Source organism: Streptomyces sp. NPDC058464 (assembly GCF_042721035.1).
GTDB lineage: Bacteria > Actinomycetota > Actinomycetes > Streptomycetales > Streptomycetaceae > Streptomyces.
In genome coordinates, this window is the sequence record NZ_JBHXMA010000021.1 from 81,559 (window position 1) to 106,206 (window position 24,648).

General features: G+C 72.9%; 19 protein-coding genes. 11 read left to right on the forward strand and 8 right to left on the reverse strand.

The window, feature by feature from the left end:
* Positions 1-44: 44 nt before the first annotated feature.
* Positions 45-1,226 carry a cytochrome P450 gene (locus ACFWPQ_RS26545; RefSeq protein ID WP_384039595.1) on the forward strand — a complete coding sequence of 394 codons (1,182 nt, stop codon included), beginning with the start codon at positions 45-47 and terminating at the stop codon, positions 1,224-1,226.
* A 73-nt stretch (positions 1,227-1,299) separates the two neighbouring features.
* Here ACFWPQ_RS26545 and ACFWPQ_RS26550 read toward each other — a convergent pair whose 3' ends face one another.
* Positions 1,300-2,310 carry a Gfo/Idh/MocA family oxidoreductase gene (locus ACFWPQ_RS26550; RefSeq protein WP_384039598.1) on the reverse strand — a complete coding sequence of 337 codons (1,011 nt, stop codon included), beginning with the start codon at positions 2,308-2,310 and terminating at the stop codon, positions 1,300-1,302.
* A 130-nt stretch (positions 2,311-2,440) separates the two neighbouring features.
* On the opposite strand from ACFWPQ_RS26550, the gene ACFWPQ_RS26555 reads away from it, so the two are divergent.
* From ACFWPQ_RS26555 to add, 8 genes are all read left to right on the forward strand, one after another.
* Complete coding sequence (locus tag ACFWPQ_RS26555) at positions 2,441-3,178, forward strand: GntR family transcriptional regulator (protein ID WP_384039874.1); 738 nt, start codon at positions 2,441-2,443, stop codon at positions 3,176-3,178.
* 260 nt (positions 3,179-3,438) lie between these two features.
* Positions 3,439-4,584, forward strand: a complete 1,146-nt coding sequence (locus ACFWPQ_RS26560) for an ROK family glucokinase (protein WP_089106885.1) — start codon at positions 3,439-3,441, stop codon at positions 4,582-4,584.
* Positions 4,581-5,162 (forward strand): sugar kinase, encoded by a 582-nt coding sequence (locus tag ACFWPQ_RS26565; RefSeq protein ID WP_384039602.1) that lies wholly within the window; start codon positions 4,581-4,583, stop codon positions 5,160-5,162. Before ACFWPQ_RS26560 ends, ACFWPQ_RS26565 begins: the two co-directional genes overlap by 4 nt.
* Positions 5,163-5,257: 95 nt before the next feature.
* Positions 5,258-8,068 (forward strand): SNF2-related protein, encoded by a 2,811-nt coding sequence (locus ACFWPQ_RS26570; RefSeq protein WP_384039605.1) that lies wholly within the window; start codon positions 5,258-5,260, stop codon positions 8,066-8,068.
* Positions 8,065-10,080, forward strand: coding sequence for an SWIM zinc finger family protein (locus tag ACFWPQ_RS26575; RefSeq protein WP_384039607.1), 2,016 nt, complete (start codon positions 8,065-8,067; stop codon positions 10,078-10,080). The genes ACFWPQ_RS26570 and ACFWPQ_RS26575 overlap by 4 nt, the downstream gene beginning before the upstream one ends.
* Before the next feature lie 56 nt (positions 10,081-10,136).
* A complete protein-coding gene (locus tag ACFWPQ_RS26580; RefSeq protein ID WP_384039610.1) occupies positions 10,137-10,721 on the forward strand; it encodes a hypothetical protein in 585 nt (194 codons plus the stop codon).
* 234 nt (positions 10,722-10,955) lie between these two features.
* On the forward strand, positions 10,956-11,312 hold the full coding sequence (locus ACFWPQ_RS26585) for an ROK family protein (protein ID WP_384039612.1): 357 nt from the start codon (positions 10,956-10,958) through the stop codon (positions 11,310-11,312).
* A gap of 16 nt (positions 11,313-11,328) precedes the next feature.
* The gene (gene add / locus ACFWPQ_RS26590) at positions 11,329-12,333 is read left to right on the forward strand and encodes an adenosine deaminase (protein WP_384039615.1); all 1,005 of its coding nucleotides are present in this window, start codon (positions 11,329-11,331) and stop codon (positions 12,331-12,333) included.
* Between the two features lie 93 nt (positions 12,334-12,426).
* Here the strand turns inward: add and ACFWPQ_RS26595 are convergent, their stop codons facing one another.
* The 7 genes from ACFWPQ_RS26595 to ACFWPQ_RS26625 all read right to left on the reverse strand — a co-directional run bounded on the left by ACFWPQ_RS26595 (position 12,427) and on the right by ACFWPQ_RS26625 (position 20,071).
* Positions 12,427-12,855 carry an OsmC family protein gene (locus tag ACFWPQ_RS26595; protein WP_384039618.1) on the reverse strand — a complete coding sequence of 143 codons (429 nt, stop codon included), beginning with the start codon at positions 12,853-12,855 and terminating at the stop codon, positions 12,427-12,429.
* 72 nt (positions 12,856-12,927) lie between these two features.
* On the reverse strand, positions 12,928-13,662 hold the full coding sequence (locus ACFWPQ_RS26600) for a hypothetical protein (protein WP_384039621.1): 735 nt from the start codon (positions 13,660-13,662) through the stop codon (positions 12,928-12,930).
* A 58-nt stretch (positions 13,663-13,720) separates the two neighbouring features.
* On the reverse strand, positions 13,721-16,090 hold the full coding sequence (locus ACFWPQ_RS26605; RefSeq protein WP_384039624.1) for a bifunctional salicylyl-CoA 5-hydroxylase/oxidoreductase: 2,370 nt from the start codon (positions 16,088-16,090) through the stop codon (positions 13,721-13,723).
* Positions 16,087-17,727 (reverse strand): AMP-binding protein, encoded by a 1,641-nt coding sequence (locus tag ACFWPQ_RS26610; RefSeq protein ID WP_384039627.1) that lies wholly within the window; start codon positions 17,725-17,727, stop codon positions 16,087-16,089. Before ACFWPQ_RS26610 ends, ACFWPQ_RS26605 begins: the two co-directional genes overlap by 4 nt.
* 78 nt (positions 17,728-17,805) lie before the next feature.
* A complete protein-coding gene (locus ACFWPQ_RS26615; RefSeq protein WP_384039630.1) occupies positions 17,806-18,765 on the reverse strand; it encodes an acyl-CoA thioesterase in 960 nt (319 codons plus the stop codon).
* Positions 18,762-19,244: a cupin domain-containing protein gene (locus ACFWPQ_RS26620; RefSeq protein ID WP_361301763.1), complete on the reverse strand. Its 483-nt coding sequence runs from the start codon at positions 19,242-19,244 to the stop codon at positions 18,762-18,764. Before ACFWPQ_RS26620 ends, ACFWPQ_RS26615 begins: the two co-directional genes overlap by 4 nt.
* A gap of 2 nt (positions 19,245-19,246) precedes the next feature.
* Positions 19,247-20,071: a fumarylacetoacetate hydrolase family protein gene (locus tag ACFWPQ_RS26625; protein ID WP_384039633.1), complete on the reverse strand. Its 825-nt coding sequence runs from the start codon at positions 20,069-20,071 to the stop codon at positions 19,247-19,249.
* Positions 20,072-20,187: 116 nt separating this feature from the next.
* On the opposite strand from ACFWPQ_RS26625, the gene ACFWPQ_RS26630 reads away from it, so the two are divergent.
* On the forward strand, positions 20,188-20,607 hold the full coding sequence (locus ACFWPQ_RS26630; RefSeq protein ID WP_384039636.1) for a RidA family protein: 420 nt from the start codon (positions 20,188-20,190) through the stop codon (positions 20,605-20,607).
* Positions 20,608-20,728: 121 nt separating this feature from the next.
* Entirely contained in the window at positions 20,729-24,628 is a 3,900-nt protein-coding gene (locus ACFWPQ_RS26635; RefSeq protein ID WP_384039638.1) for a carboxypeptidase regulatory-like domain-containing protein, read from the forward strand.
* The last annotated feature ends 20 nt before the right edge of the window (positions 24,629-24,648 follow it).

Consider the following 24,648-nt stretch of genomic DNA (forward strand, 5'->3'; position numbering starts at 1 on the left):
GGGTACGGGACGGCCTCGGGGGTCTCCTGAAGGGGGAGCTGAGCATGCAGGTGACCGACCTCGGCGAGTACGGCGACGGTCTGCGCACGGACCCGCACACGGTGTACGCGCGGCTGCGCGAGCGCGGCCCGGTGCACCGGGTGCGGTGGCCCCTGCCCGACCAGTACCACGAGACCTGGCTGGTCGTCGGCTACGAGGAGGGGCGCGCGGCGCTCGCCGACCCCAGACTGGTCAAGGACACCGAGAAGATCGGCTTCAAGTTCCTCGACGAGGAGCTGATCGGGAAGTACCTGCTGCTTGCCGACCCGCCCCAGCACACCAGGCTGCGCAGCCTGATCACGCGCGCGTTCACCGCCCGCCGGGTGGCCGGCCTGGAGCCGAGGATCCAGGAGATCACCGACCGGCTGCTCGACGAGATGCTCCCGCGCGGCCGCGCCGACCTCGTCGACACCCTCGCCTACCCGCTGCCGATCACGGTGATCAGCGAGTTGCTCGGCGTCCCGGAGCTGGACCGCGAGCGGTTCCGGAAGCTGTCCAACGAGGTGGTCGCGCCCAGCAATCCGGGCAGCGAGTACGACGCCTTCGCCGCGCTCGCCGACTATCTGGCGGAGCTGATCGAGGACAAGCGGTGCGCCGGCCCGAGCGGCGACCTGCTCAGCGACCTGATCCGGACCACCGCCGAGGACGGCGACCGGCTCTCCGTCGGGGAGCTGCGCGGCATGGCCTTCGTCCTGCTGATCGCCGGCCACGAGACCACCGTCAACCTCATCGGCAACGGCGTCCTCGCCCTGCTCACCCACCCGGACCAGCTCGCCGCCCTGCGCGCCGACATGAGCCTCCTGGACGGCGCGGTCGAGGAGACCCTGCGCTGGGAGGGCCCGGTGGAGAACGCCACGTACCGGTACGCCGCCGAACCCCTGGAGATCGCCGGCACCGCCATCGACCGGGGCGACCCGGTGATGATCAGCCTCGCCGGCGCCGACCGCGACGCGGACCGCTATCCCGAGCCCGACCGCTTCGACATCCGCCGCGACCACCGTGGCCACCTCGCCTTCGGCCACGGCATCCACTACTGCCTGGGCGCACCCCTGGCCCGTCTGGAGGGCCGGATCGCCCTGCGCACCCTCCTGGAGCGCGCCCCCGGCCTCGCCCTGGACGGCCCGCACGGGGAGTGGCTGCCGGGCACCCTGATGAGAGGAGTGCGCAGCCTCCCGGTGCGCTGGTAGCCGCGCTCCACGGCCGAGGCGGGGCCAGGCGGGTCGTACGGGCCGGACAGGTCGGGCAGGTCGGGCAGGTAGGTCAGGCCAGGCGGTCCGGGACCTCCGCGAGCGCCACCGGTCTGCGCTCGTGCCGGGAGATCTCGCAGGCCTCCGCGATCCGCAGCGCCTGCAGGGCCTCGCGCCCGTCGCAGGGGTTGGCCAGCTGGCCCCGCACCACGTCGACGAAGGCGCACAGCTCGGCCTCGTAGGCGGGCCCGAACCGCTCCAGGAAGCCGGGCCACGGCTTGTCCGCGGGCGGCGGCCCGGTCGGCTCGGTCGAGGCCACCGGCGTACGGTCGTCCAGGCCGACCACCACGGTGTCCCGCTCGCCGGCCAGCTCCATCCGCACGTCGTACCCGGCGCCGTTCAGCCGGGTCGCGGTGGCCGTGGCCAGCGTGCCGTCGTCCAGGGTGAGCACCGCCGCGCCCGTGTCGACGTCACCGGCCTCGCGGAACAGCGCGGGGCCCGCGTCCGAACCGGTCGCGTACACGTCCACGACCTCGCGGCCGGTCACCCAGCGCAGCACGTCGAAGTCGTGGATCAGCGTGTCCCGGAACAGCCCGCCGGACAGCGGCAGCCACTCCGGCGGGGGCGGCGACTGGTCGGACGTCAGCGCCCGCACGGTGTGCAGCCGCCCGAGCCGGCCCGAGCGCACCGCCTCCCGCGCACCGACGTACCCCTTGTCGAAGCGCCGCTGGAAGCCCATCTGCAGCACCGTCCCGGCCTTCTCCACCTCCGCCAGGGCCTGCAGGGTGCCCGGCAGGTCGAGGGCGATCGGCTTCTCGCAGAAGACCGGCAGTCCGGAGCGCGCCGCCCGGCCGATCAGGTCGGCATGGGCCGAGGTGGCGGCGGTGATCACCACCGCGTCCACGCCCCACTGGAAGATCTCGTCCGTCCCCGGCGCCGCCGTCTCCCCGAGCCGGTGCGCCAGATCCTGGGCCCGCCGGGGATCCACGTCCGTGAGGATCAGCGATCCGACCTCGCGATTACGGCTGAGCGTGTTCGCGTGAATGGTGCCGATGCGGCCCGTCCCGATGACCCCGATGCGCATGGGAACAAGGTGCTGGTGCACCCCGGGCGCTGTCAATCCGTATGTCCGGACAATCGAACTACACAACTTCCCGTCAACCCGTCACGGGGATACGCTCGGCCCCGTGCCGAAACCAGATGTGGACCCGACCGTGTCGCTCGACCTCAGTGTGGACCGGAGCTCCCCGGTGCCCTTGTACTTCCAGCTCGCCCAGCAGCTGGAAGCGGCCATCGAGCACGGCTCGCTCACCCCCGGCAGCCTGCTGGGCAACGAGATCGAGCTCGCCGCACGGCTCGGCCTGTCCCGCCCGACCGTCCGCCAGGCCATCCAGTCCCTGGTGGACAAGGGCCTGCTCGTCCGCCGCCGGGGTGTCGGCACCCAGGTCGTGCACAGCCAGGTCAAGCGCCCGCTGGAGCTCAGCAGCCTCTACGACGACCTGGAGTCGGCCGGCCAGCGCCCCGCGACGAAGGTGCTGGTCAACACCGTCGTCCCGGCGTCCGCCGAGGTCGCCGCCGCGCTCGCGGTGGCCGAGGGCACCGAGGTGCACCGGATCGAGCGGCTGCGCCTCGCACACGGCGAGCCGATGGCGTACCTGACCAACTACCTGCCCCCCGGCCTGCTCGACCTGGACACCGTCCAGCTGGAGGCGACGGGCCTGTACCGGCTCATGCGGGCCGCCGGGATCACCCTGCACAGCGCCCGCCAGTCCATCGGCGCGCGCGGCGCCACGACCGCCGAGGCGGAGCGGCTCGCCGAGCCGGAGGACGCCCCGCTGCTCACCATGCAGCGCACCACGTACGACGACACCGGCCGCGCCGTCGAGTTCGGCGACCACATCTACCGCCCGACCCGCTACTCCTTCGAGTTCCAGCTGCTTGTACGGTCCTGAAAGTGACGCCGTTCTGGTCGCAATGTCCGGACAATATGACGCGATGCGGGACGGCTGACCTGGCAGAGGGCGGAGGCGGCGACCCGGACGCTCTACGCCACGAACTGCAACAAGGTCAGGGGCGCGGGGCTGTGACATGTGCGGCTCCGCCGCATGGGCGCGACCAGCCACGGACAAGCCGCACCCGACAACGGCGCCCCACCCGTTCCTTATCTCCCCCGAACGGCACTACACGCACGCGTACGGCAGAATCAAGCCCGATGAGCACCTACCGCGACCTCACCGCCCCCATCGGCTCCCGCCGAGCCCCGGTCCTGCGGACCGTCGGCACCCGGGAACGCCGCTCCCACCTGACGGCACCCCGGGTGCCCACGGTCGGCATCGACATCGGCGGCACCAAGGTCATGGCGGGCGTCGTGGACGCCGACGGCAACATCCTGGAGAAGCTCCGCACGGAGACCCCGGACAAGTCCAAGAGCCCGAAGGTCGTCGAGGACACGATCGTCGAACTGGTCCTGGACCTGTCCGACCGGCACGACGTGCACGCCGTCGGCATCGGCGCCGCCGGCTGGGTCGACGCCGACCGCAACCGCGTGCTGTTCGCACCCCACCTGTCCTGGCGGAACGAACCGCTGCGCGACCGCCTCTCCGGCCGCCTCTCGGTCCCCGTCCTCGTCGACAACGACGCCAACACCGCCGCCTGGGCCGAATGGCGCTTCGGCGCCGGCCGCGGCGAGGACCACCTGGTCATGATCACGCTCGGCACCGGCATCGGCGGCGCGATCCTGGAGGACGGCCAGGTCAAGCGAGGCAAGTACGGCGTCGCCGGCGAGTTCGGCCACATGCAGGTCGTGCCCGGCGGCCACCGCTGCCCGTGCGGCAACCGCGGCTGCTGGGAGCAGTACAGCTCGGGCAACGCGCTGGTCCGCGAGGCCAAGGAGCTGGCGGCGGCCGACTCCCCGGTGGCGTACGGGATCATCGAGCACGTCAAGGGCAACATCAACGAGATCACCGGCCCGATGATCACCGAGCTGGCCCGCGAGGGCGACGCGATGTGCATCGAGCTGCTCCAGGACATCGGCCAGTGGCTCGGCGTCGGCATCGCCAACCTCGCCGCCGCCCTCGACCCCTCCTGCTTCGTGATCGGCGGCGGCGTCAGCGCCGCCGACGACCTGCTGATCGGCCCCGCGCGGGACGCGTTCAAGCGCCAGCTGACCGGCCGCGGCTACCGCCCCGAGGCCCGGATCGCACGCGCCCAGCTGGGCCCCGAGGCCGGCATGGTCGGCGCCGCCGACCTCGCCCGCCTGGTCGCCCGCCGGTTCCGGCGCGCCAAGCGGCGCCGTGTCGAGCGGTACGAGCGCTACGAGCGGTTCGCGGAGGCCCGCCGCACCCGGGACACCGCATGACCGCTGCACTGCCCCGTCAGGCCGCGTCCCCGGAGGAACCGCAGCGCCCGCCCGAGACCCCGGGGCACAAGGCCAAGCGCCGGGGGCTGACGCTGCTGATCATCGGGCTGCTCATCGGCGTGCCGGCCGGCTATCTGGTGATCTCCGCCGCCCAGAGCCGCAACAGCGGCAAGGACAAGGAGTCCAAGTACTCCGCGACCGGCCTCACCGAGGGCTGGCCCTCGAAGGTGCAGCGGCGCCTCTACCAGGTCCCGGTCCCGCACCCGGCCGACACCATCGCCTACTACGAGACGAACAACTGGAAGACCAGCCGTCTCTACGTCCAGTTCCGCACCAACAGCGCCGGACTGGACAGCTTCCTGGAGGGCATGGGCGTCAACCGGGACGCGCTCAAGAAGAACGACATCAGCATCAGCTCCCGCGACCAGAAGATCAGCGGCTGGAAGTTCACCGGCCCCGGAACCTGGTCGGGCCTGACGCACAAGCAGAAGAACCCGGCGCCCACCCAGGACGTCGTCGTGAACACGGCCGACCCGAACTACCCGATGATCTACGTCGTCTCCCGCACCGTGCCGTAGCGGCGCCCCGGCCGGTCGCCGGGGCCGGTTGTCAGACCCCGCCCGTACAGTCGAAGACGTCTGATCCGACAGGTGGGCGGGAGGTGGCAGAACGTATGAGCGGCACGACGGCCGAGGCCGGCACGGGCGTACCGGTGCGCCTCGCGGCGGTCTACCTGCCCGCCGACCTCCCCCGCCAGGGCCGGATCGCCTTCTGGGACCCCGACGGAGACCCGCTGCCCGTCGCCCCGACCGAGGAGCTGACGGTCGTACGACGGCACGGCGCCGCCGGTGTCCGCCGCCGGCAGGTGCCCGCGCTCACCCTGCCGGTCGCCGACGCCCTCCCGCTGCTCGTCCGCGCCCGCCGTGACCCGGCCGCCCACCCCGCCACCGCCTGCTGGGGCGCCGCCGCCCTGCACGCGCTGCGGCTCGCCGCCCGCGGCCGGCTGCTGCCCGGCCTCACCCCGGCCGGTCACGACGCCTGGCGGGCGGGCCCCCTGGAGCCCGCCGACATCGCCCACCTGCGCGCGGTGGCCGCCGCGCTGCCCGCCGAGGGCCACGCCGTCCCGCTGCCCGGTCCCGGCCCGCTCCTGCTGCCCCAGCCGGAAGCGCTGATCCGCTCCTTCCTGGACGCGGTCGCCGACACCCTGCCCCGCACCCCGGCCGCCCCGCACACCTCGGGCCGGCCCTTCGCCGCCCGCGAAGCCCAGCGGCTGCCCGACGCCCGCGAGTGGGCCGCGGAGGTCGCCGCCGGCATGGACGCGGGCGTGCGGATCTCGCTGCGCCTGGACCTGTCGGCGTACGACCTGTTCGACGACGGAGAGGGCGCGCTCCGCGCGGGAGCGGCGATCGTCCAGGTGCACAGCCTGGCCGACCCGACCCTGGTGACCGACGCGGCCGCGCTGTGGGCGGGGGCCTCCGACGCCGCCTTCGGCCCCCGCGCGCGGGTGGACGCCGCGCTGGCCGTGCGCCGGGCCGCCCGGGTGTGGCCGCCGCTGGACCGCCTGGCCGAGCAGGACGTGCCGGACGTACTGGCCCTGTCCGAGGAGGAGTTGGGGGAGCTGCTCGGGGCGGCGGCGACCAGGCTCGCGGCGGCCGGGGTCGCCGTGCACTGGCCCCGGGACCTGGCCCAGGACCTGACCGCAGCGGCCGTGGTCCGGCCCGCACCCGGCTCGGCCACCGACGGCACCGGCTTCTTCGAGAGCGAGGAACTGCTCCAGTTCCGCTGGCAGCTGGCCCTCGGCGGCGACCCGCTCAGCGATGCCGAGATGGACGCCCTCGCCGAGGCCCACCGGCCTGTCGTACGGCTGCGGGACCGCTGGGTGCTCGTCGACCCCGCCCTCGTCCGCAAGGCCCGCAAGCGCGAACTGGGCCTGCTCGACCCCGTCGACGCGCTCTCCGTGGCACTCACCGGCGAGGCCGAGGTGGACGGCGAGACCGTCGAGGCGGTCCCCGTCGGCCTCCTCGCGGCCCTGCGCGACCGCCTCACCGCCGGCATCCAGCCGGCCGAGCCGCCCGCCGGTCTGCACGCCACCCTGCGCGACTACCAGCTCCGCGGCCTGGCCTGGCTCGACCTGATGACCACCCTCGGCCTCGGCGGCTGCCTCGCCGACGACATGGGTCTCGGCAAGACGATCACCGTCATCGCCCTGCACCTGAAGCGGTCCCGCACCGAGCCGACCCTGGTGGTCTGCCCGGCCTCGCTGCTCGGCAACTGGCAGCGGGAGATCGCCCGGTTCGCGCCCGGCGTCCCGGTCCGCCGCTTCCACGGCCCCGACCGCACCCTGGACGGCCTCGCCGGCGGCTTCGTCCTCACCACGTACGGCACCATGCGCGCCACCGCGGCCACCCTCGCCGACCGGCCCTGGAGCATGGTCGTCGCCGACGAGGCACAGCACGTCAAGAACCCCTACTCCGCCACCGCCAAGGCCCTGCGCACCATCCCGACCCCCGCGCGCGTGGCCCTCACCGGCACCCCCGTGGAGAACAACCTCTCCGAGCTCTGGGCCCTCCTCGACTGGACCACCCCCGGACTCCTCGGCCCCCTCAAGTCCTTCCGCGCCCGGCACGCGCGGGCCGTCGAGAACGGCGAGGACGAGGAGGCGGTGACCCGGCTCGCCCGCCTGGTCCGCCCCTTCCTCCTGCGCCGCAAGAAGTCCGACCCCGGCATCGTCCCCGAACTCCCGCCCAAGACGGAGACCGACCACCCCGTCCCGCTCACCCGCGAGCAGGCCGCGCTGTACGAGGCGGTGGTGCGCGAGTCGCTGCTCGCCATCGAGACGGCGGACGGCATCGCGCGCCGCGGCCTGGTGCTCAAGCTCCTCGGCGCCCTCAAGCAGATCTGCGACCACCCCGGGCTCTATCTCAAGGAGGAGTCCCGAAGCGAGGGCCTGGCCGCCCGCTCCGGCAAACTCACCCTGCTCGACGAACTGCTGGACACCGTGCTCGCCGAGGACGGCTCGGCCCTCGTCTTCACCCAGTACGTCGGCATGGCCCGCATGATCACCGCACACCTCCAGGCCCGCGCGGTCCCGGTGGACCTGCTGCACGGCGGCACACCGGTCCCGGAGCGGGAGCGCATGGTGGATCGCTTCCAGAGCGGCGCGACCCCGGTCCTGGTGCTGTCCCTGAAGGCCGCGGGCACCGGCCTCAACCTCACCCGGGCCGGCCATGTCGTCCACTTCGACCGCTGGTGGAACCCGGCGGTGGAGGAACAGGCCACCGACCGCGCCTACCGCATCGGCCAGACCCAGCCGGTCCAGGTCCACCGCCTGGTCACCGAGGGCACGGTCGAGGACCGCATCGCCGAGATGCTGGAGTCGAAGCGGGCCCTCGCCGACGCCATCCTGGGCTCCGGCGAGTCTGCCCTGACCGAACTGACGGACCGCGAGCTGTCCGACCTGGTCTCCTTGCGGAGGACGTCATGAGCGGCGGGGGCGCAGTGCGGTCCGAGGACGGGCAGCGCCCCGGCGACGCGGCACGGCGTGCGCTGCGGGCGGCGCGGGGGCGCGGGGCGGAGACCGGGGACGACGAGAGCGTGGTGGCGGCCCCGGGCGAGGCGTCGGGGGAGCGCGAGGAGCGGGCGCCGCGGCCGGGGGACGCCGCGCGACTGGCGCTGCGGGTGGCTGCCGCCACGAAGGAGGCGGAGCAGCGGCACACCGAGCCCGCGCCCGAGGACGAGCCCGACGCCGTAGCCGACCGCACCGAGCAGGCCGGCACCGGCATCGGCACCGGCATCGGCACCGCCACAAGCACCGACGCCGTAACCGCCGTACCGACGGGCAGCCGTCCCGGTGATGTCGCGCGGGCGGCGCTGCGGGCGGCGCGGGCGGAGGCGAGGCGGGCCGAGGAGGCCGCGGCGGCGGAGGCCTCGGAACGCCTCCCGGCTCCTGCGGAACGACGCCTGCCCTCGCCTTCGCCCGCGCAGGCCCCGGCCTCGGCATCCGCGGCTCGCGGGCGCACCGCCCGTGACCTGAAGCAGTTCCTGACGACCGCGTTCCGGATGCCGAGCGGCGAGGCAGAGCCGGAAACCTCCGAGCCCGCGTCCGGGCCCGCGTCCAAGCCCGCGTCCGAGCCCGCCGCCGTGGCTGCCACCGACCATCCGGAGCCGTATCCTCCGGCCCCCGCACCCGCCGCGACCCCCCACCTCCCCCGCACCATGGCCACCCCCCACCGCGACACCGAACTCCGCCGCACCTTCGCGTCCCTCCCGCCCCGCGACCCCGCTGCTGCCGCTGCTGCTGCCACTGCCGCTTCCGGCTTCGCCGAGACCTGGTGGGGCAATGCCTGGGTACGGGCGCTGGAAGAGGGCGCGTTGGACGTCAAGCGGCTCGGGCGCGGGCGGGGCTACGCCGAGCGCGGGCATGTGGACGCCATCACCGTGACCCCGGGACTGGTCCTGGCATACGTCCAGGGGAGCCGACCCCGGCCGTACCGCGTGCAGCTGCGGCTGCGCACCTTCGGCGAGGACGAGTGGGAGCGGCTGCTTGAGGCCGCCGCCGACCGGCCCGCCGACATCGCCGCACTGCTCGACAAGGAGCTGCCGCAGACCCTCGCCGACAGCGGGGTGGCGCTGCTGCCGGGGCCCGGTGAGCTCGAACCCCGGTGCAGCTGCCCGGACTTCGGCCACCCCTGCAAGCACGCGGCCGCGCTCTGCTACCAGACCGCGCGGCTGCTGGACGCCGACCCGTTCGTGCTGCTCCTGCTGCGCGGCCGCGGCGAGCGCGAGGTGCTCGACGCGCTGTCCCGGCGCAGCGCCGCCCGCGCGGCACGGGAGCGGCGGCCGGCCTCGCTGCCGGGCGTCCGGGCCACCGAGGCCCTCGTCCCGCGCCAACTCCCGCCGCTGCCGCCTCCGTTGCCGGTCCCGGCCCACCCCGAGCAGCCCCCGGTGTATCCGGGGGTGCCCGGCGGCCCGGACCCGTTCGCGCTGGACCAGCTGGCCACGGACGCTGCCGCCCGCGCCCACGCCCTGCTCGCCACCGGACGCGACCCGGTCGGCGAACTGACCCTCTGGCAGGACGCGGTGCGGCTCGCCGCGGCCCGCCCCGGTTCCGGCCTCACCGCGTCCACCCGTGCCCTCTACGCCACGCTCGCGGACGCCGTGGGCCGTACCCCGGGCGACCTGGCCCGCGCGGTCGCCGCCTGGCGGCAGGGCGGCCTGGAGGGGCTGGCCGTACTGGAGGAGCCCTGGGACCCGCCGGCCGGCCGCTTCGACCGGGCCCGGCCCCTGCTGCTCGCCGCCGACCTCCCGGCGTTCCGCCCCTGGCGCAACCACCTCACCCACCCCCGCGGCCATCTCCAGCTCCGCTTCGGCCGCGACGGCCTGTGGTACGCCTACGAGTCGGAACCGGGCCACGACGACTGGTGGCCCAGAGGCACCCCCGACCTGGACCCGGTGGGCGCGCTCACGGGACTGGGCGCGTCGTCCGAACAGGAGTGATCACGGGTCCGCCTGCGCAGACAGTGAATGTGGCCGGTTCTCTGCTCCTCTCGCTCATGGGAATGATCGGAACCCTGATCGGCAGCGGTCTGACGGGTTTCATCGCGCTGCGGTCCGAGCGCTCCAAACAACGGGCCCTGGAACAACAGGAGGAACGTCAGTCACGGCACCGGGAGAGGCTCCAGGAACTCGATCTCCGTCTGGAGCACCATCGCTGGCGTCGCGAGCACCGCAAGGCGATCTACGAGGAGTTCGCCGAGAAGTCGCAGACGGCCCGGATCGCGGCGCTCGACTACCACCGGTGCTGTCTGCCCGGTGCCCCGGAGGCCGCGCAGCGGGAGGAGATCCGACTGCGCGGCAGAATGGCGTACCGGGAAGCCCTGAAGACGTCCTACGCCGTCGAGTTGCAGGGACCCGACGAGGTGGCCGAACGGGTGGTCGACTGCATATCCAGCCTGCGGGACCTCCTGACCTGCGCCGAGGAGCACGAGGCGAGGGCCGTGGCAGGGCCGCTGAGCCAGGACGACGTCGTGGAGATGCACGAGCAGATCACGGTGCACTTCGACGACGCGCAGCACCGGCTGACGCTCTTCACCCGTGCCGGACGGGACGCTCTGGACCGGCCCACGCCGCCCGTCTGAGCCGACGTCGGTGATCTTCGCCCCGGGAGGGTCGTCAGCCCTTCACCGCCCCGCCGAGGATGCCGCGGATGAAGTAGCGCTGGAGCAGGAGCAGGACGGCCAGTGGAAGGAGTACGGAGAGCAGGGCGGCCGCCGCCAGGGTCTCCTGGCCCTGGCCGGTGGTCTGCAGGAGGCCGGCGATCTGGACGGTGAAGGGGGGCGTCGGAGCTGCCGCCGCCGAGGAAGAGCAGGGGGGTGAGGAGGTCGTTCCAGGACCAGATGAAGTGGGACGCGATACGCCTCGCCCAGCAGGGCGAACCCCGCGCCCTGCGCGCTGTACGGGAGGCCGGCGAACGCATCGGCGAGGTCCTCGCCGCCATGGTGTGCTTCCACAACCCCGAACTCATCGTGATCGGCGGGGCCTTCGCCATCCTCCAGGACGACCTGCTCGCCGGCATCCGCAGCGTCGTCTACGAGCGGGCGCTCGCCCAGGCCACCCGCCGTATCCGCATCGAGACCACCACCCGCAACGCCGACCTCGGCATGCTCGGCGCCGGCTGTCTGGCGGTCGAGCGGGCCCTGTCGCCGGCGGGACTCGTCACCTGGCTGTGAACCCGACGGAGGACCAGTGACCGACCTGACCGAGTTCATCTCGCGCCTGCCCAAGTGCGAACTGCACGTGCACATCGAGGGCACCCTGGAACCGGAGCTGAAGTTCGCCCTCGCCGCCCGCAACAACGTCACGCTGCCGTACGCCGACGCGGTCGCCATGCGGGCCGGTTACGCCTTCCACGACCTGCCCTCGTTCCTCGCCGTCTACTACGAGGGCATGTCGGTCCTGCTGACCGAGACCGACTTCTACGACCTGGCGTGGGCGTACCTGAACCGCGCGAAGGACCAGCACGTCCGGTACGCGGAGATCTTCTTCGACCCGCAGGCCCACACCTCCCGCGGTGTCGAGTTCGGCACGGTGCTCCGCGGACTGCGCCGGGCGGTCATGGACGCCCGCCGGCTGCTCGACGTGCGGGCCCAGCTGATCATGTGCTTCATGCGGGACTTCTCCGCCGAGTACGCCATGGCCACCCTGATGGAATCCCTGCCGTACCGGGAGTGGATCATCGGGGTCGGCCTGGACTCGGACGAACGGGCCAACCCCCCGGCCAAGTTCGCCGCCGTCTTCGCCCGGGCCGAGGGCTACCAGTTGACGATGCACTGCGACCTGGACCAGGAGAACTCCCTCGACCACATCCGCCAGTGCCTGGACGTCATCGGCGTGGACCGCATCGACCACGGCGTGAACTGCCTGGAGAGCGAGGAGCTCCAGGACGAGATCAGGCGGCGCGGTCTCGGCCTGACCGTGTGCCCGGTCTCCAACGGCTACGTGCGCGGCGCCAGTTGGCAGGACGCCGTCCGGAAGCTGCTCGATGCCGGCCTGCGCGTCACCGTCAGCTCCGACGACCCCGCCTACATGAACGGCTACGTGACCGAGAACCTCCTCGCGGTGCAGGCGGCGACCCCGCTCACACCGGCCGAGCTCGTCCGACTGCAGCGCAACGCCTTCGAGATCGCCTGGCTGCCCGACGCCGTGAAGGACGGCTACCTCGCCGAGCTGGACGGCTACCCGGCTCCATGACCCCCGCCCGGGATCCGGGCCCCCGCACGCCACGGCCCCCGCACGCCACGGCCCCCGCACGCCACGGCCCCCGCACGGCACGGGCGACAGGCGTCAGACCTCCTCGACCGACACGGCGACCGGTGTCCCGGCCTCGATCGTGCGGCTGACCGTGCACAGCCGGTCGTGGGAGACGGCGACCGCCCGGGGCAGGATCGTGCGGGCCCGGTCGCCGGCCGCGCCCTCCGGGAAGGCGACGGAGAAGGCGACCGAGAGGTCCGTCATCCGGTTGCCGTCCTCGTCGGCGACCTTGTGGCCGCTGACGGTGACGGTGAAGGCGGTCGGTTCCGCATGCCGGCTCGTGGAGACGTCGACGTCCGCCGCCGTACAACCGCCGATCGCGGCGAGCAGCAGTTCGACCGGGGTGAATTCCGTGCCGTCGACGGTGCCGAAGTCGATCGTGCCGCCACGGGCGTTCGTGGCGGTGAAGCGGCCGGTGCCGGTGCGCTCGACCGTGACGAGGCGCAAGGAGTCTTCGCTCATGGAGACGAACCTAAGGCAGCCCGCCCGCCGGTGCCGTCAGCACTGTCCGTGCGGCAAACGCCGTCAGTGCCGTCAGTGCAGGATGTTGACCGCCCGCGCCACCACCAGCATCACCGTCACCAGGGAGACCGAGGACTGCAGCATCATCAGCATCTTGGCCCAGTGCGACAACGGCATCACGTCGGTCGGGCTGAAGGCGGTGGAGTTGGTGAAGGACAGGTACAGGTAGTCGAGAAAGCCCGGCTCCCAGTCCTCCGGCGCGGTCTCCGGACTCTGCATCTGCACGAAGAGGAAGTCCGCGAACTGGTGCCGGCCGAGGACCCGTTTCATCGGTCCGCCACGGTCCCACTCCCAGTACCAGAGGGCGAACACGATGACGTTCGTCAGCCAGATGCCGCCCCCGGTCAGCAGCAGCGGCCCGGCGTCCATGCCCTCGGTCCCGTTCACGAGCCCCGCCACCAGCCGGACCGCCGCCCAGCCGTTGGCCAGGCTGATCGCCCCCATGAGGACCAGTCCCAGCGCCCGCAGCCACCGGGTGCGGGGCTCGACCCGACGCGGGTTGCCGGCGATCAGGCCGGCCAGCAGCACCACCTCCAGGACCGGCAGAGCCCAGTACGGCTGGAAGGCGAGCCGGTGCGGCAGCATCAGCTGGAGGGCGACCGCCACCAGGATCACGGCGGTCACCGCCCAGCGCGGCTCGCCGTGCGTGGCCCTGCGCCACGCCGGCACCACCTCGTGCTCGCCGCTCTCCAGCAGCCCCTCGATCCTGGTCAGTCGGTTCTCGGCATCGGACATTCGGTCGGTCATGGCGACGATTGTCCCCACCCGGGTGCGGTACGCCCCAGGCGCACACCCGACGGCCGGCTCACGCCGTCGGGCGGCCGGGCGTCCACCGCAGGTGAACGGCGTCCTGCGGGGCCTCCCGCAGCAGCGCGAGCCGCGGCCGGACCGCGTCCGTCCGTGACGTGGGCGGCTTGCGGCGCCCCGCCGCGAACTGGACCGGCCACCCGGCGCCCGCACCGCGGTACTCCTGCTCGGCGGCCGCCTGCAGGGTCCACTGCGGGTTGTAGAGGTGGGTACGGCCCAGCGCGCACAGGTCGGCGCGGCCGGCCAGCAGGATCGAGTTGACGTCGTCGTACGACGAGATCGCGCCGACCGCGATCACGGCCGCCCCCGCCGGTGCGGCGACCTCGTGGCGGATCCGGTCGGCGAACGGGGTCTGGTAGGAGCGCCCGAACGCCGGCTTCTCGTCCTTGGCGACCTGGCCGGACGACACGTCCACGGCCGCCGCCCCGTGGGCGACGAAGGCGCGCGCGATCTCGACCGCGTCGTGCTCGGTGTTGCCGTCGGGGACCCAGTCGGTCGCCGAGATCCGGACCGTCACCGGGCGGTCGGCCGGGAAGGCGGCGCGGACCGCGTCGAAGACCTCCAGCGGGAAGCGCAGCCGGTTCGCCAGGTCGCCGCCGAACTCGTCCGTGCGGTGGTTCGCGAGCGGGGAGAGGAAGGAGGAGAGCAGGTAGCCGTGGGCCGCGTGCACTTCCAGCAGGTCGAAGCCCGCCGCCGCGGCCCTGCGCGCCGCCGCCGCGAAGTCGGCGACGACCGCGTCCATGTCCTGCCGGTTCATCTCCCGCGGTACATGGCAGCCGGCGCCGTAGGGGACCGCGGAGGGGCCGACGACCTCCCAGTTGCCCTCGGCGAGCGGCTCGTCGATGCCCTCCCACATGAGCCGGGTCGAGCCCTTGCGGCCGGAGTGGCCGAGCTGGAGTCCGATCTTCGCCGTGCTGCGCTCGTGGACGAAGGAGGTGACCTGGGCCCACGCGTCGCGCTGCGCGTCGTTCCACAGGCCGGTGCAGCCCGGGGTGATCCGGCCCTCGGGCGAGACGCAGACCATCTCGGTCATCACGAGGCCCGCCCCGCCGAGCGCCTTGGAGCCCAGGTGGACCAGGTGGAAGTCGCCCGGCAGGCCGTCCACCGCCGAGTACATGTCCATCGGCGAGACCACGATCCGGTTCTTCAGCTCCAGGCCGCCGATCGTGACCGGCTGGAACATCGCGGGGGCGGACTCCGGCAGCCCCTGCGCCTCGGCGAAGTCGCGCTCGATCAGCTCGGCGAAGCCGGGGTCGCGGGAGCGGAGGTTGTCGAAGGTGATCCGGCGGGAGCGGGTGAGCAGGTTGAAGCAGAACTGCGCGGGGTCCTGGCCGGCGTACATGCCGATGTTCTCGAACCACTCCAGGGAGGCCTGGGCGGCCCGCTGGGTGGACTCCACCACGGGGCGGCGCTCGGTCTCGTACGCCGTCAACGCCTCGTCCACGGTGGGGTGTTCGTGCAGGCACGCGGCGAGCGCCAGGGCGTCCTCCATCGCCAGCTTGGTGCCGGAGCCGATCGAGAAGTGCGCGGTGTGGGCGGCGTCGCCGAGCAGCACCACGTTGTGGTGGTGCCAGCGCCGGTTGCGGACGGTGGTGAAGTTGAGCCACTTGGAGTTGTTGGTGAGGAGTGCGTGGCCGTCCAGTTCCGCGGCGAAGATCTCGCGGATGCGGGCCACCGACCGCTCGTCGGAGACTCCGGGCGGGAACTCCTCGCCCTCGCTCGCGTCGAAGCCGGCCCGGCGCCACACGTCCTCCGCCATCTCGACGATGAAGGTCGAGCCGCCGTCGGAGTACGGGTAGCCGTGGATCTGCATGGTCCCGAACTCCGTCTGTTTGACGAAGAACTGGAAGGCCTCGAAGACCCGGTCGGTCCCCAGCCACATGTACTTGTTCGCCCGCGGGTCCAGCGTCGGGCCGAACGCGTCGGCGTACTTGGTCCGCACGGCCGAGTTGAGGCCGTCCGCCGCGATCACCAGGTCGTGGGTCTGACGGAGTTCGTCCACGTCGGGGGCGAGGGTCCGGTAGTGCACCGTGACGCCGAGCTCCGCGACCCGCTCCTGGAGGATGTGCAGCAGGTCCTTGCGGGCCATCGCGGCGAAGCCCTGGCCGCCGACGGTGAACGGGTGCCCGTCGAACTCGATGTCGATGTCGGTCCACCGGGCGAAGCGGCTCTCCATCGCCTCGTGGACGACGGTGTCGGCGTTCTCGATGCCGCCCAGGGTCTCGTCGGAGAAGACCACCCCGAAGCCGAAGGTGTCGTCGGGCGCGTTGCGCTCCCACACGGTGATCTCGTGCGCGGGGTCCAACTGCTTGGTCAGCGCGGCGAAGTAGAGCCCGCCCGGGCCGCCGCCCACGATCGCGATCCTCATGCCGGGTTCTCCTTCTCGATCAGGCGGCGCAGCAGGTAGTGCTGGAGCTTCCCGCTGGTGTTGCGGGGCAGGGCGTCGGTGAAGCGCACCGCGCGCGGGTACTTGTACGGCGCCAGCTGGGACTTGACGTAGTCCTGGATGTCCTTGGCCTTGGCGTCGTCGCCGGTGACCCCCTCGCGCAGCACCACGAAGGCGCAGACGACCGAGCCGCGTTCGGGGTCGGGCTTGGCGACCACCGCGCACTCGACGACGTCCGGGTGGGTGTCGATCGCGGCCTCGACCTCGGGCCCGCCGATGTTGTAGCCGGAGGAGACGATCATGTTGTCGGTACGGGTGCGGTAGTAGAAGTAGCCGTCCTCGTCGCGGACATAGGTGTCGCCCGTGACGTTCCAGCCGTTGACCACGTAGTCCTCCTGGCGCCGGTCGTCGAGGTAGCGGCAGCCGACCGGTCCGATCACGGCCAGTCGCCCCTCGACACCGGGGCCGACCTCCTCGCCGTCGGGGCCGAGGACGGTGGCGCGGTAGCCGGGCACCGGCCGTCCGGTCGCTCCGGGGCGGATGTCGTCGCCGGCGGCGGAGATGAAGATGTGGATCATCTCGGTGGCGCCGATGCCGTCGACGACCTTGATCCCGGTCTCGTCGTACAGCCGCTGCCACACCTCGTCCGCTATGTGCTCCCCGGCGCTGACCGCGGTGCGCAGGCCGCGCAGCCGGTCGGCCTTGCCCGCCTTGAGGATCTGCTTGTAGGCGGTCGGCGCGGTGGCCAGGACGGTGACCCCGGCTTCGGCGACCAGATCGGCGAGCGGCTCGGGCGCGACGGCCTCGGTCAGCAGCGCGCAGGCGCCGGCCCGCAGGGCGCAGACGACGAGGATGCCGAGGCCGAAGGTGAACGCGAACGGCGCGGTGCAGGCGACCAGGTCGTCGGGGAGCAGCCGCAGGACGTGCCGGCCGAAGGTGTTGTCGATGGACAGGAGGTCGCGGTGGAAGTGGGTGGTGATCTTCGGTACGCCGGTGCTGCCGGACGTGGGCCCGAACAGGGCCACGTCGTCTGCCGCCGTGTCCACCGCGGTGAACTCCGCCGGCTTCGCGGCCGCCCTGCGGGTCAGGTCGTCGGGTGCGTCACCGCCGTACGCCACGATCGTGAGGTCCGGCGCGGCGGTGTCGCGGACGGCCTCGACGTCCTCGGTGAACCGGTGGTCGACCAGCGCGACGGTCGGCAGGGTCTTCGCCACGATCGGGGTGAGCTCGCGGGCGCGCAGGGCCGCCATCGTCGTCACGACGATGCCGCCGGCCTTGAGCACGCCGAGCCAGGCGGCCACGGTCCAGGGGTTGTTGGGGGAGCGCAGCAGCACCCGGTTGCCGGGCGTCAGACCGAGGTCCTCGGTGAGGACGCGGGCGATCTGGTTGGCGCGGGCGAGCAGTTCGCCGTAGGTCCACACCTCGCCGTCCGGGGTGCGCAGGGCGGGGCGGTCGGGACCGAAGGCGGCGGTGGGCATGTCGATGATCTCGGCGGCGGCGTTGAGGCGCTCGGGGTACCGGAGTTCGTCCGTGGTGAACTCGATCACCGGCCACAGCCGGTGCGGCGGGAGGTGGTCGCGGGCGAAGGTGTCCGGGTAGGCGGACGGCGACAGGGCCATGGGAATTCCTTTCTGCGGGGGCTACCGGGGGTCCCGTGCACCGGGTGCGGGCCGTGCAGAGGGCAGGAGTTCGGGAGTTCAGGAGGTGGGGCGGATCAGGCCTTCCTGGACGACGGTGGCCAGGTGGACCCCGTCGACGGTGAAGAACCTGCCGGTGGCGAGACCGCGGCCGGACTCGGCGGCGACGGCCTCCTGGGCGTAGAGGAGCCAGCCGTCGACCGGGCCCGGCCGGTGGAACCACATCGCGTGGTCGAGGCTCGCGGTGACCAGTCCCGGATCGGCCCAGGCGAGGCCGAGCACCCGCAGGACGGGTTCGAGGATCGTGTAGTCGCAGACGTAGGCGAGCGCGGCCAGGTCGCGCTGTGCGTCGGTCAGCCCGTCGACGGACCGGAGCTGGTCGAACGGCCTCACCCACACCGCCTGTTGGGGAACACGCTCGCCCTCGACGGTGAGGTAGACGGGCCCGGGTACGTGCCGCATGTCGAAGCTGCGGCCGCCGCTCCAGTACTCCTGCGACACGTCGGTCATCGTGCCCCGGGGAGCCGCCGGACCGCTGCCGGACAGGTACGACGCCGAGCTGGGCAGCGCGTCGGGCTCCGGCACGTCGGCGGGCGGAGGCGTCGCGTAGGCGGCCGAACCCGGCTCGCCCGCCGCGAAGTTGGCGAGGCAGACGTAGACGGGCCTGCCGTTCTGGAAGCCGCGGACCTGCCGGGTGGCGTAGCCGCGGCCGTCGCGCAGCAGTTCCACCTCGTAGCGGACCTCGGCGCCGATGTCGACCGGCCGCAGGAAGTAGGAGTGCATCGAGTGCAGCGTCTTGTCCTCGACCGACCGCATGGCGGCGGCCGCGGCCTGGGCGACCATGTCGCCGCCGTAGGCCTTCGGCCACGGACAGGGCTGGGTGGTCGCGGTGAAGGCGAGGTCGAAGTGCTCGGGCGGGGCCGGCTTGAGGGTGAGGGCGGCGGTGAGGACCGCGGAGGTCGGGGCGGCGGGGGCGGGCGGGGTGGCCGGGGAGCCGGGGGAGGCGGGCGTGTCGTTCATCGGTTCAGCCAGTCGCGCAGGTCGGCGTCCGGGACGTCGGGCAGGTTGACGACGATGTTCTCCGGCGTCCGGGTGGTCATCCACGTCAGCGGCTTGGACCGCGAGAGGTTGCACTCGATGTGCGGCATGAACGGCGGGACGAAGACCCAGTCGCCCTCCGCCATGTCGACGTAGTCCTCGAACTTCTCGCCGAAGTAGATCCGGGCCCGGCCGGACAGGACGTAGCCGCCGGTCTCGGCCTCGCCGTGGTGGTGGGTCACCGAGCGGTAGCCGGGCTCGTTGCTGACCTTGCCGAACCAGAGCCGGGTGGCCGGGGTGTGCTGGATGGAGACGCCGGAGATCCGGGTCGCGCCGGCCGACTGGCCGGTGGCGCCGGCCTCCAGGCCGGCCCGGGTCACGACCGGGACGACCAGGCCGGACGCGTCGGCGTACACCGAGTTGTCGCCTTCCAGGACGTATTTGGAGAAATCGGGTTCCATGCTCAGCTCCTGGTGTCGGTGAGGCGGAAGCGGTTGCGGAGGGTGCCGATGCCGGGGATCTCGGTCTCCAGGAGATCGCCGTCGGCGAGGAAGACCGGCGGAGTCATACCCATCCCGACACCGCCGGGAGTGCCGGTCAGGACGATGTCGCCCGGACGCAGGACCGTGAACGCGGAGACGTAGGCCAGCAGGGCGGCCGCGTCGAAGACGAGGGTGCGGGTGTTGCCGCGCTGGCGTTCGGTGCCGTTGACGCGGCAGATCACCTCCACGCCCGTGACCGGGTCGAGTTCGTCGGGGGTGACGACCACCGGGCCGAGCGGGGTGGTCCGGTCCCAGGCCTTGCCCTGGAACCACTGCAGGGTGCGCCGCTGCCAGTCCCGCACGCTGACGTCGTTGGCGACGGTGTAGCCGGCTATGGCCCGCGCGGCCGTCTCCCGGTCCGCAGCGCGGAGTTCGGCGCCCACGACGACCGCGAGCTCGGCCTCCCAGTCCACGTCGAGGCCCTTGGGCAGGACCAGGTCGTCCTCGGGGCCGGTCAGCGTGTCGGCGTACTTGGCGAAGAGCGTGGGGTGGGCCGGCAGCTCGCGGCCCATCTCGGTGATGTGGTCGGCGTAGTTGAGGCCGCAGCAGACGACCTTGCGGGGCGACGGCAGCGGCAGCACGGGGACGGCGCCGGGCAGCACCGCCCCGGCGAGCTCCGTGAGGCGGTCGGGCGCCGTGGTGGCCAGTAGCGCGGAGAGGTCGTCGGCCGGCAGTGCCCGCCAGCCGCCGGTGTCGAGGACGGCGGCCGACGTACGGCCGTCGTGGGCCACGGTGGCGAGCTTCATCGGAGTTCTCCCTGGGGCCTCGGAGCAGCGATATAGCGAGATTTTCACGACCGTCGAAAAACGTCAATAGATGGGTTACGCTGCCTGCATCCACCCAGTCCCAGGAGGTACGCCCCATGGCTCCGACCCCGGTGAACCCGCCCTCGCTCCCCGCGCCGAGCGGCTACTCGCACGGCACCCTGAGCGGCAACACGCTCCATCTGGGCGGGCAGACGGCGCTCGACGAGCACATGCGGATCGTCCCGGGCGGCATCGTCGAGCAGTTCCGGCAGGCCTTCGGCAACGTGCTCACCACGCTGCGTGCCGCCGGAGGGATCCCCGAGGACCTGGTGAGCATCACGCTCTTCCTCACCGACATCCCCGACTACCAGGCGCACGGCAAGGAGATCGGCAAGGTCTGGCGCGAGCTCGCCGGCCCGGTCTATCCGGCGATGGCGGGCATCGGTACGACGGCGCTCTGGCAGCCCGAGGCGATGATCGAGATCCTCGGCGTCGCCGTGATCCCGGACGAGCGGCTGGTCCGCCCGCAGGGCTGAGGCGACCGCTGCCCGGCGCGTGCGCGCGGGGCAGCGATGGAAATGGCTATGACATGTGCATGCCTTAAAGTCCTGGTCGACCTCGCTCCCTCCGCCTCTCGGAAGGTCTGTGAAAACAGGGATGACCAGAACGAGTAAGAGAAGGAAGTCCAGGACGCGGCCGACGGCGTTAGCCACCCTCCTGTGCGGCCTGCTGGCGCTCACCCCGGCGGCACCGTCCGTCGCGGCCGACTCCAACGCCCTGGCACCGGCGACGGCCGCGGCGACGGGAACGGCTGCGACGACGGGAACGGCCGCGGCGGCAGGGACGGCCGCGGCCGGCACCACGAGCACGGAGCCGGCCACCCGCGCCCTGTGCGCACGACCGACCCGACCCGACCAGGTGTCCTGCTTCGCGCTCGCCCGTGAAGACCTACGTCAGGCCGAGGGCCTCCAGCCCCTCCTGACCCCGGCAGGACTGGGCCCCGCCGACCTCCAGAGCGCCTACGACCTGCCCTCCGACACCGCCGGAGCCGGCGCCACCGTGGCCGTCGTCGACGCCTACGACGACCCGAACGCCGAGGCCGATCTGGCCGTCTACCGCAGTCAGTTCGGCCTGCCGCCCTGTACCACCGACAACGGCTGCCTCCGCAAGGTGGACCAGCGCGGTGGCACCGACTACCCGATCCCCGACTCGGGCTGGGCCGGGGAGATCGCCCTCGACCTCGACATGGTGAGCGCCGCCTGCCCGCAGTGCTCGATCCTGCTGGTCGAGGCCGACGAGCCGAGCATCGAGAGCCTGGGCGAAGCCGAGAACACGGCGGTCGCGCTCGGCGCCGCCGACGTCTCCAACAGCTGGGGCGCGAGCGAGAGCGCGATCGGCGACGAACCCGGCGACGCCTACTACAAGCACCCGGGCGTGGCCATCACCTTCAGCACCGGCGACAACGGCTACGGCACCAGCTACCCGGCCTCCCTCCCCTACGTCACGGCGGTCGGCGGCACCTCGCTGAGCCGGGACTCCTCGACGGCCCGGGGCTGGAGCGAGTCCGCCTGGACGGGCGCGGGCAGCGGCTGCTCGGCCTACCAGGCCAAGCCCTCCTTCCAGACCGACGACGGCTGCGCCCACCGCGCCGTCGCCGACGTGTCCGCGGTGGCCGACCCCGCGACCGGCGTCAGCGTCTACAACACCTACGGCGACGCGGGCTGGAACGTGTACGGCGGCACCAGCGCCTCCGCCCCGATCATCGCCGCCACCTACGCCCTCGCCGGAAAGCCGGGCGCCAGGACCTACCCCAACGCCTACCCGTACACCCGCACCGCCGCCCTGCACGACGTGACCACCGGCACCAACGGCTCCTGCGACACCGCGTATCTGTGCACCGCCCGCAGCGGCTGGGACGGCCCGACCGGCCTCGGCACCCCCGACGGCACCACCGCCTTCACCACCGGCCCCTACGGCGAGCTGACCGGCCGGGTCACCGACCCGGACACCGGCACCGGACTCTCCGGCGTCCGCGTCACGGCGGGCGCTAACGCCACGACCACCGCCGCCGACGGCACGTACGACATGACGCTCCCGGCGGGGACGTACGACGTGACCGCCGCCCGCTTCGGCTACGGCGACGCGGTCTCGGCCGGCGTCGAGGTGGGCGACGGCGACACCGTCGGCCGCGACTTCACGCTCACCGAGCAGCCGCTCGTCACCTACACCGGGCGGGTACGGGACGGTTCCGGGCACGGCTGGCCGCTCTCCGCGGGCGTCCAGGTCGCGGGCGAGCCGTCGACCCGGACGTACACCGACCCGGCGACCGGCCGCTACACCCTGCGGCTGCCGGCCGACAGCGCCTTCACCCTCCAGATCGACCCCGTCTACACCGGCTACCAGGTGACGACGGCCGACGTGACGACCGGGACCGGGGCGGGGCATCGGGACTTCGCCGTCCCGGTCGACGCCGCGTCCTGCGTGGCGCCCGGCTACCGGCAGACGTTCAGCGCTCCCACCCAGGCCTTCGACGGCACGACGGCACCGGCCGGCTGGACCGTCACCGGCGCCGCCACCGGACACACCTGGGTGTTCGACGACCCGGGCGGGCGTGACAACCTCACCGGCGGCTCGGGCGGCTTCGCCGTCGCCGACAGCGACCACTACGGCGACGACGAGAACACCTCGCTCGTCTCGCCCGTACTCGATCTGACCGGCTACGACACCGCTGCCGTCCGCTTCGCCACCTTCTACAAGAAGTTCGACGACGACTCCAAGGCGGACGTGGACCTCAGCACGGACGGCGGCCGGACCTGGTCCACGGTCTGGCACCGGGACACTGCCAACGCCGGACCCGGCGTCCAGGCACTGAGCCTTCCGGACGCGGCCGGGAAGTCCGCCGTACGCGTACGGTTCCGCTACACCGCGCGCAACGCCTACTACTGGCAGCTCGACGACGTCACCTTCGGGGGCGTGAGATGTGACCCGGTCCGGGGCGGACTGCTCTACGGGACCGTGACGGACCGCAACACCGGCGCGCCGGTGGCAGGAGCCGCGGTCGACGGCCCGGAAGGCGCCTCGGCGACGACGGCCGGGGACGGCACCTACGCGCTCTTCTCCCCGCGGACCGGCCACCAGCGGATCACGGCCACCGCCGACCACTACACCCCGGCGACCAGGAAGGTACGGGTCACGGCCGACCATGCCGCCCGCCTCGACCCGGTGCTGCGCGCCGGACAGTTGTCGGTCGGCCCGGGGTCGGTCACGGAGACGGTGCGCCGGGGACGCACGGCGACCGCACGGCTCACCCTGCGCAACACCGGCTCGGCGCCGCTGTCCGTGACGCTCACCGAGCGGTCCGGCGACATCCCCACCGCCACGGCCGCGGACCCCGCCGCGCAGTTCGTGCCCGGCGACTACAGTCCGCTGCCGCTCACAGCGGTCAAGTCCAAGAACGCCCTGGCCACGCGGTCGGCGACGCCCGCAGCCGCACGCTGGAGCGCCGTCGCCGACTACCCGACGGCCGTCATGGACAACGCGGTCGCCACCGGTCCGGACGGCCGGGTCTACTCCGTCGGCGGCATCGACGGCACCTCCCTCCTGGACGGAGGAAACGTCTACGACCCCGTCACCGGCGCGTGGACGGCGATCCCCGGTGGCCCGGCCACCCCGCGCGAGGCCCCCGAGGCCGCCTTCCTCGACGGGAAGCTCTACGTCACCGGCGGCTGGGACGGCACCGGCACCCCCGTCGCCGGCACCGAGGTCTACGACCCGCAACTCCACACCTGGTCCACCGTCGCCGAGGCGGCAACACCGTACGCCGCGGCCGCCTCGGCAACAGTGGACGGCAAGTGGTACGTCGTCGGCGGCTGCGCCGCGGTCGGCTGCGGCACCACCACGGTCCAGGTCTACGACCCGGCCGCCGACACCTGGAGCGCCACGACGCCGTATCCCGAGGCCATCTCCTGGCTCGGCTGCGGCGCCGTTGCCGGCCAGCTGTACTGCGCGGGCGGCTACACCGCGGACGGCGGCACGCGCCACGCCTACGCGTACGACCCCGGCACCGCCGCCTGGACCCGGATCCCGGATCTGCCGATCGACCTGTGGGGCTCCGCCTACACCGCCGTCGACGGCCGGTTCCTCGTCTCGGGCGGCACCAGTGACCTGATGAGCGGACGCACTGACGGCGGCTACGCCTACGACCCGGCCGCCCGCACCTGGACGGCCCTGCCGCCCTCCGCCAACGCCCTCTACCGGGGCGGCAGCGCGTGCGGCTTCTTCCACGTCGGCGGCGCCCGCAGCGTCTTCGACGCCACCCCGGCCGTCGAACAACTGCCGGGCCTCGACGACTGCGTCCCGGCCACCGACGTGCCCTGGCTCACGGCCGCCCCCGTCACCCTGCGGCTGCGTCCGGGCGCCCACGTCACCGTCACGGTCCGGCTGGACGCGTCCGTCACGACGGCCGACCGGACCGGGACGTACACGGCCGCGCTGGCGGTCGGCACGGACACGCCGTACACGTACCCGGTGGTTCCGGTGCGGATGACCGTGCACTGACATCGGCCGACGGCCCGTCA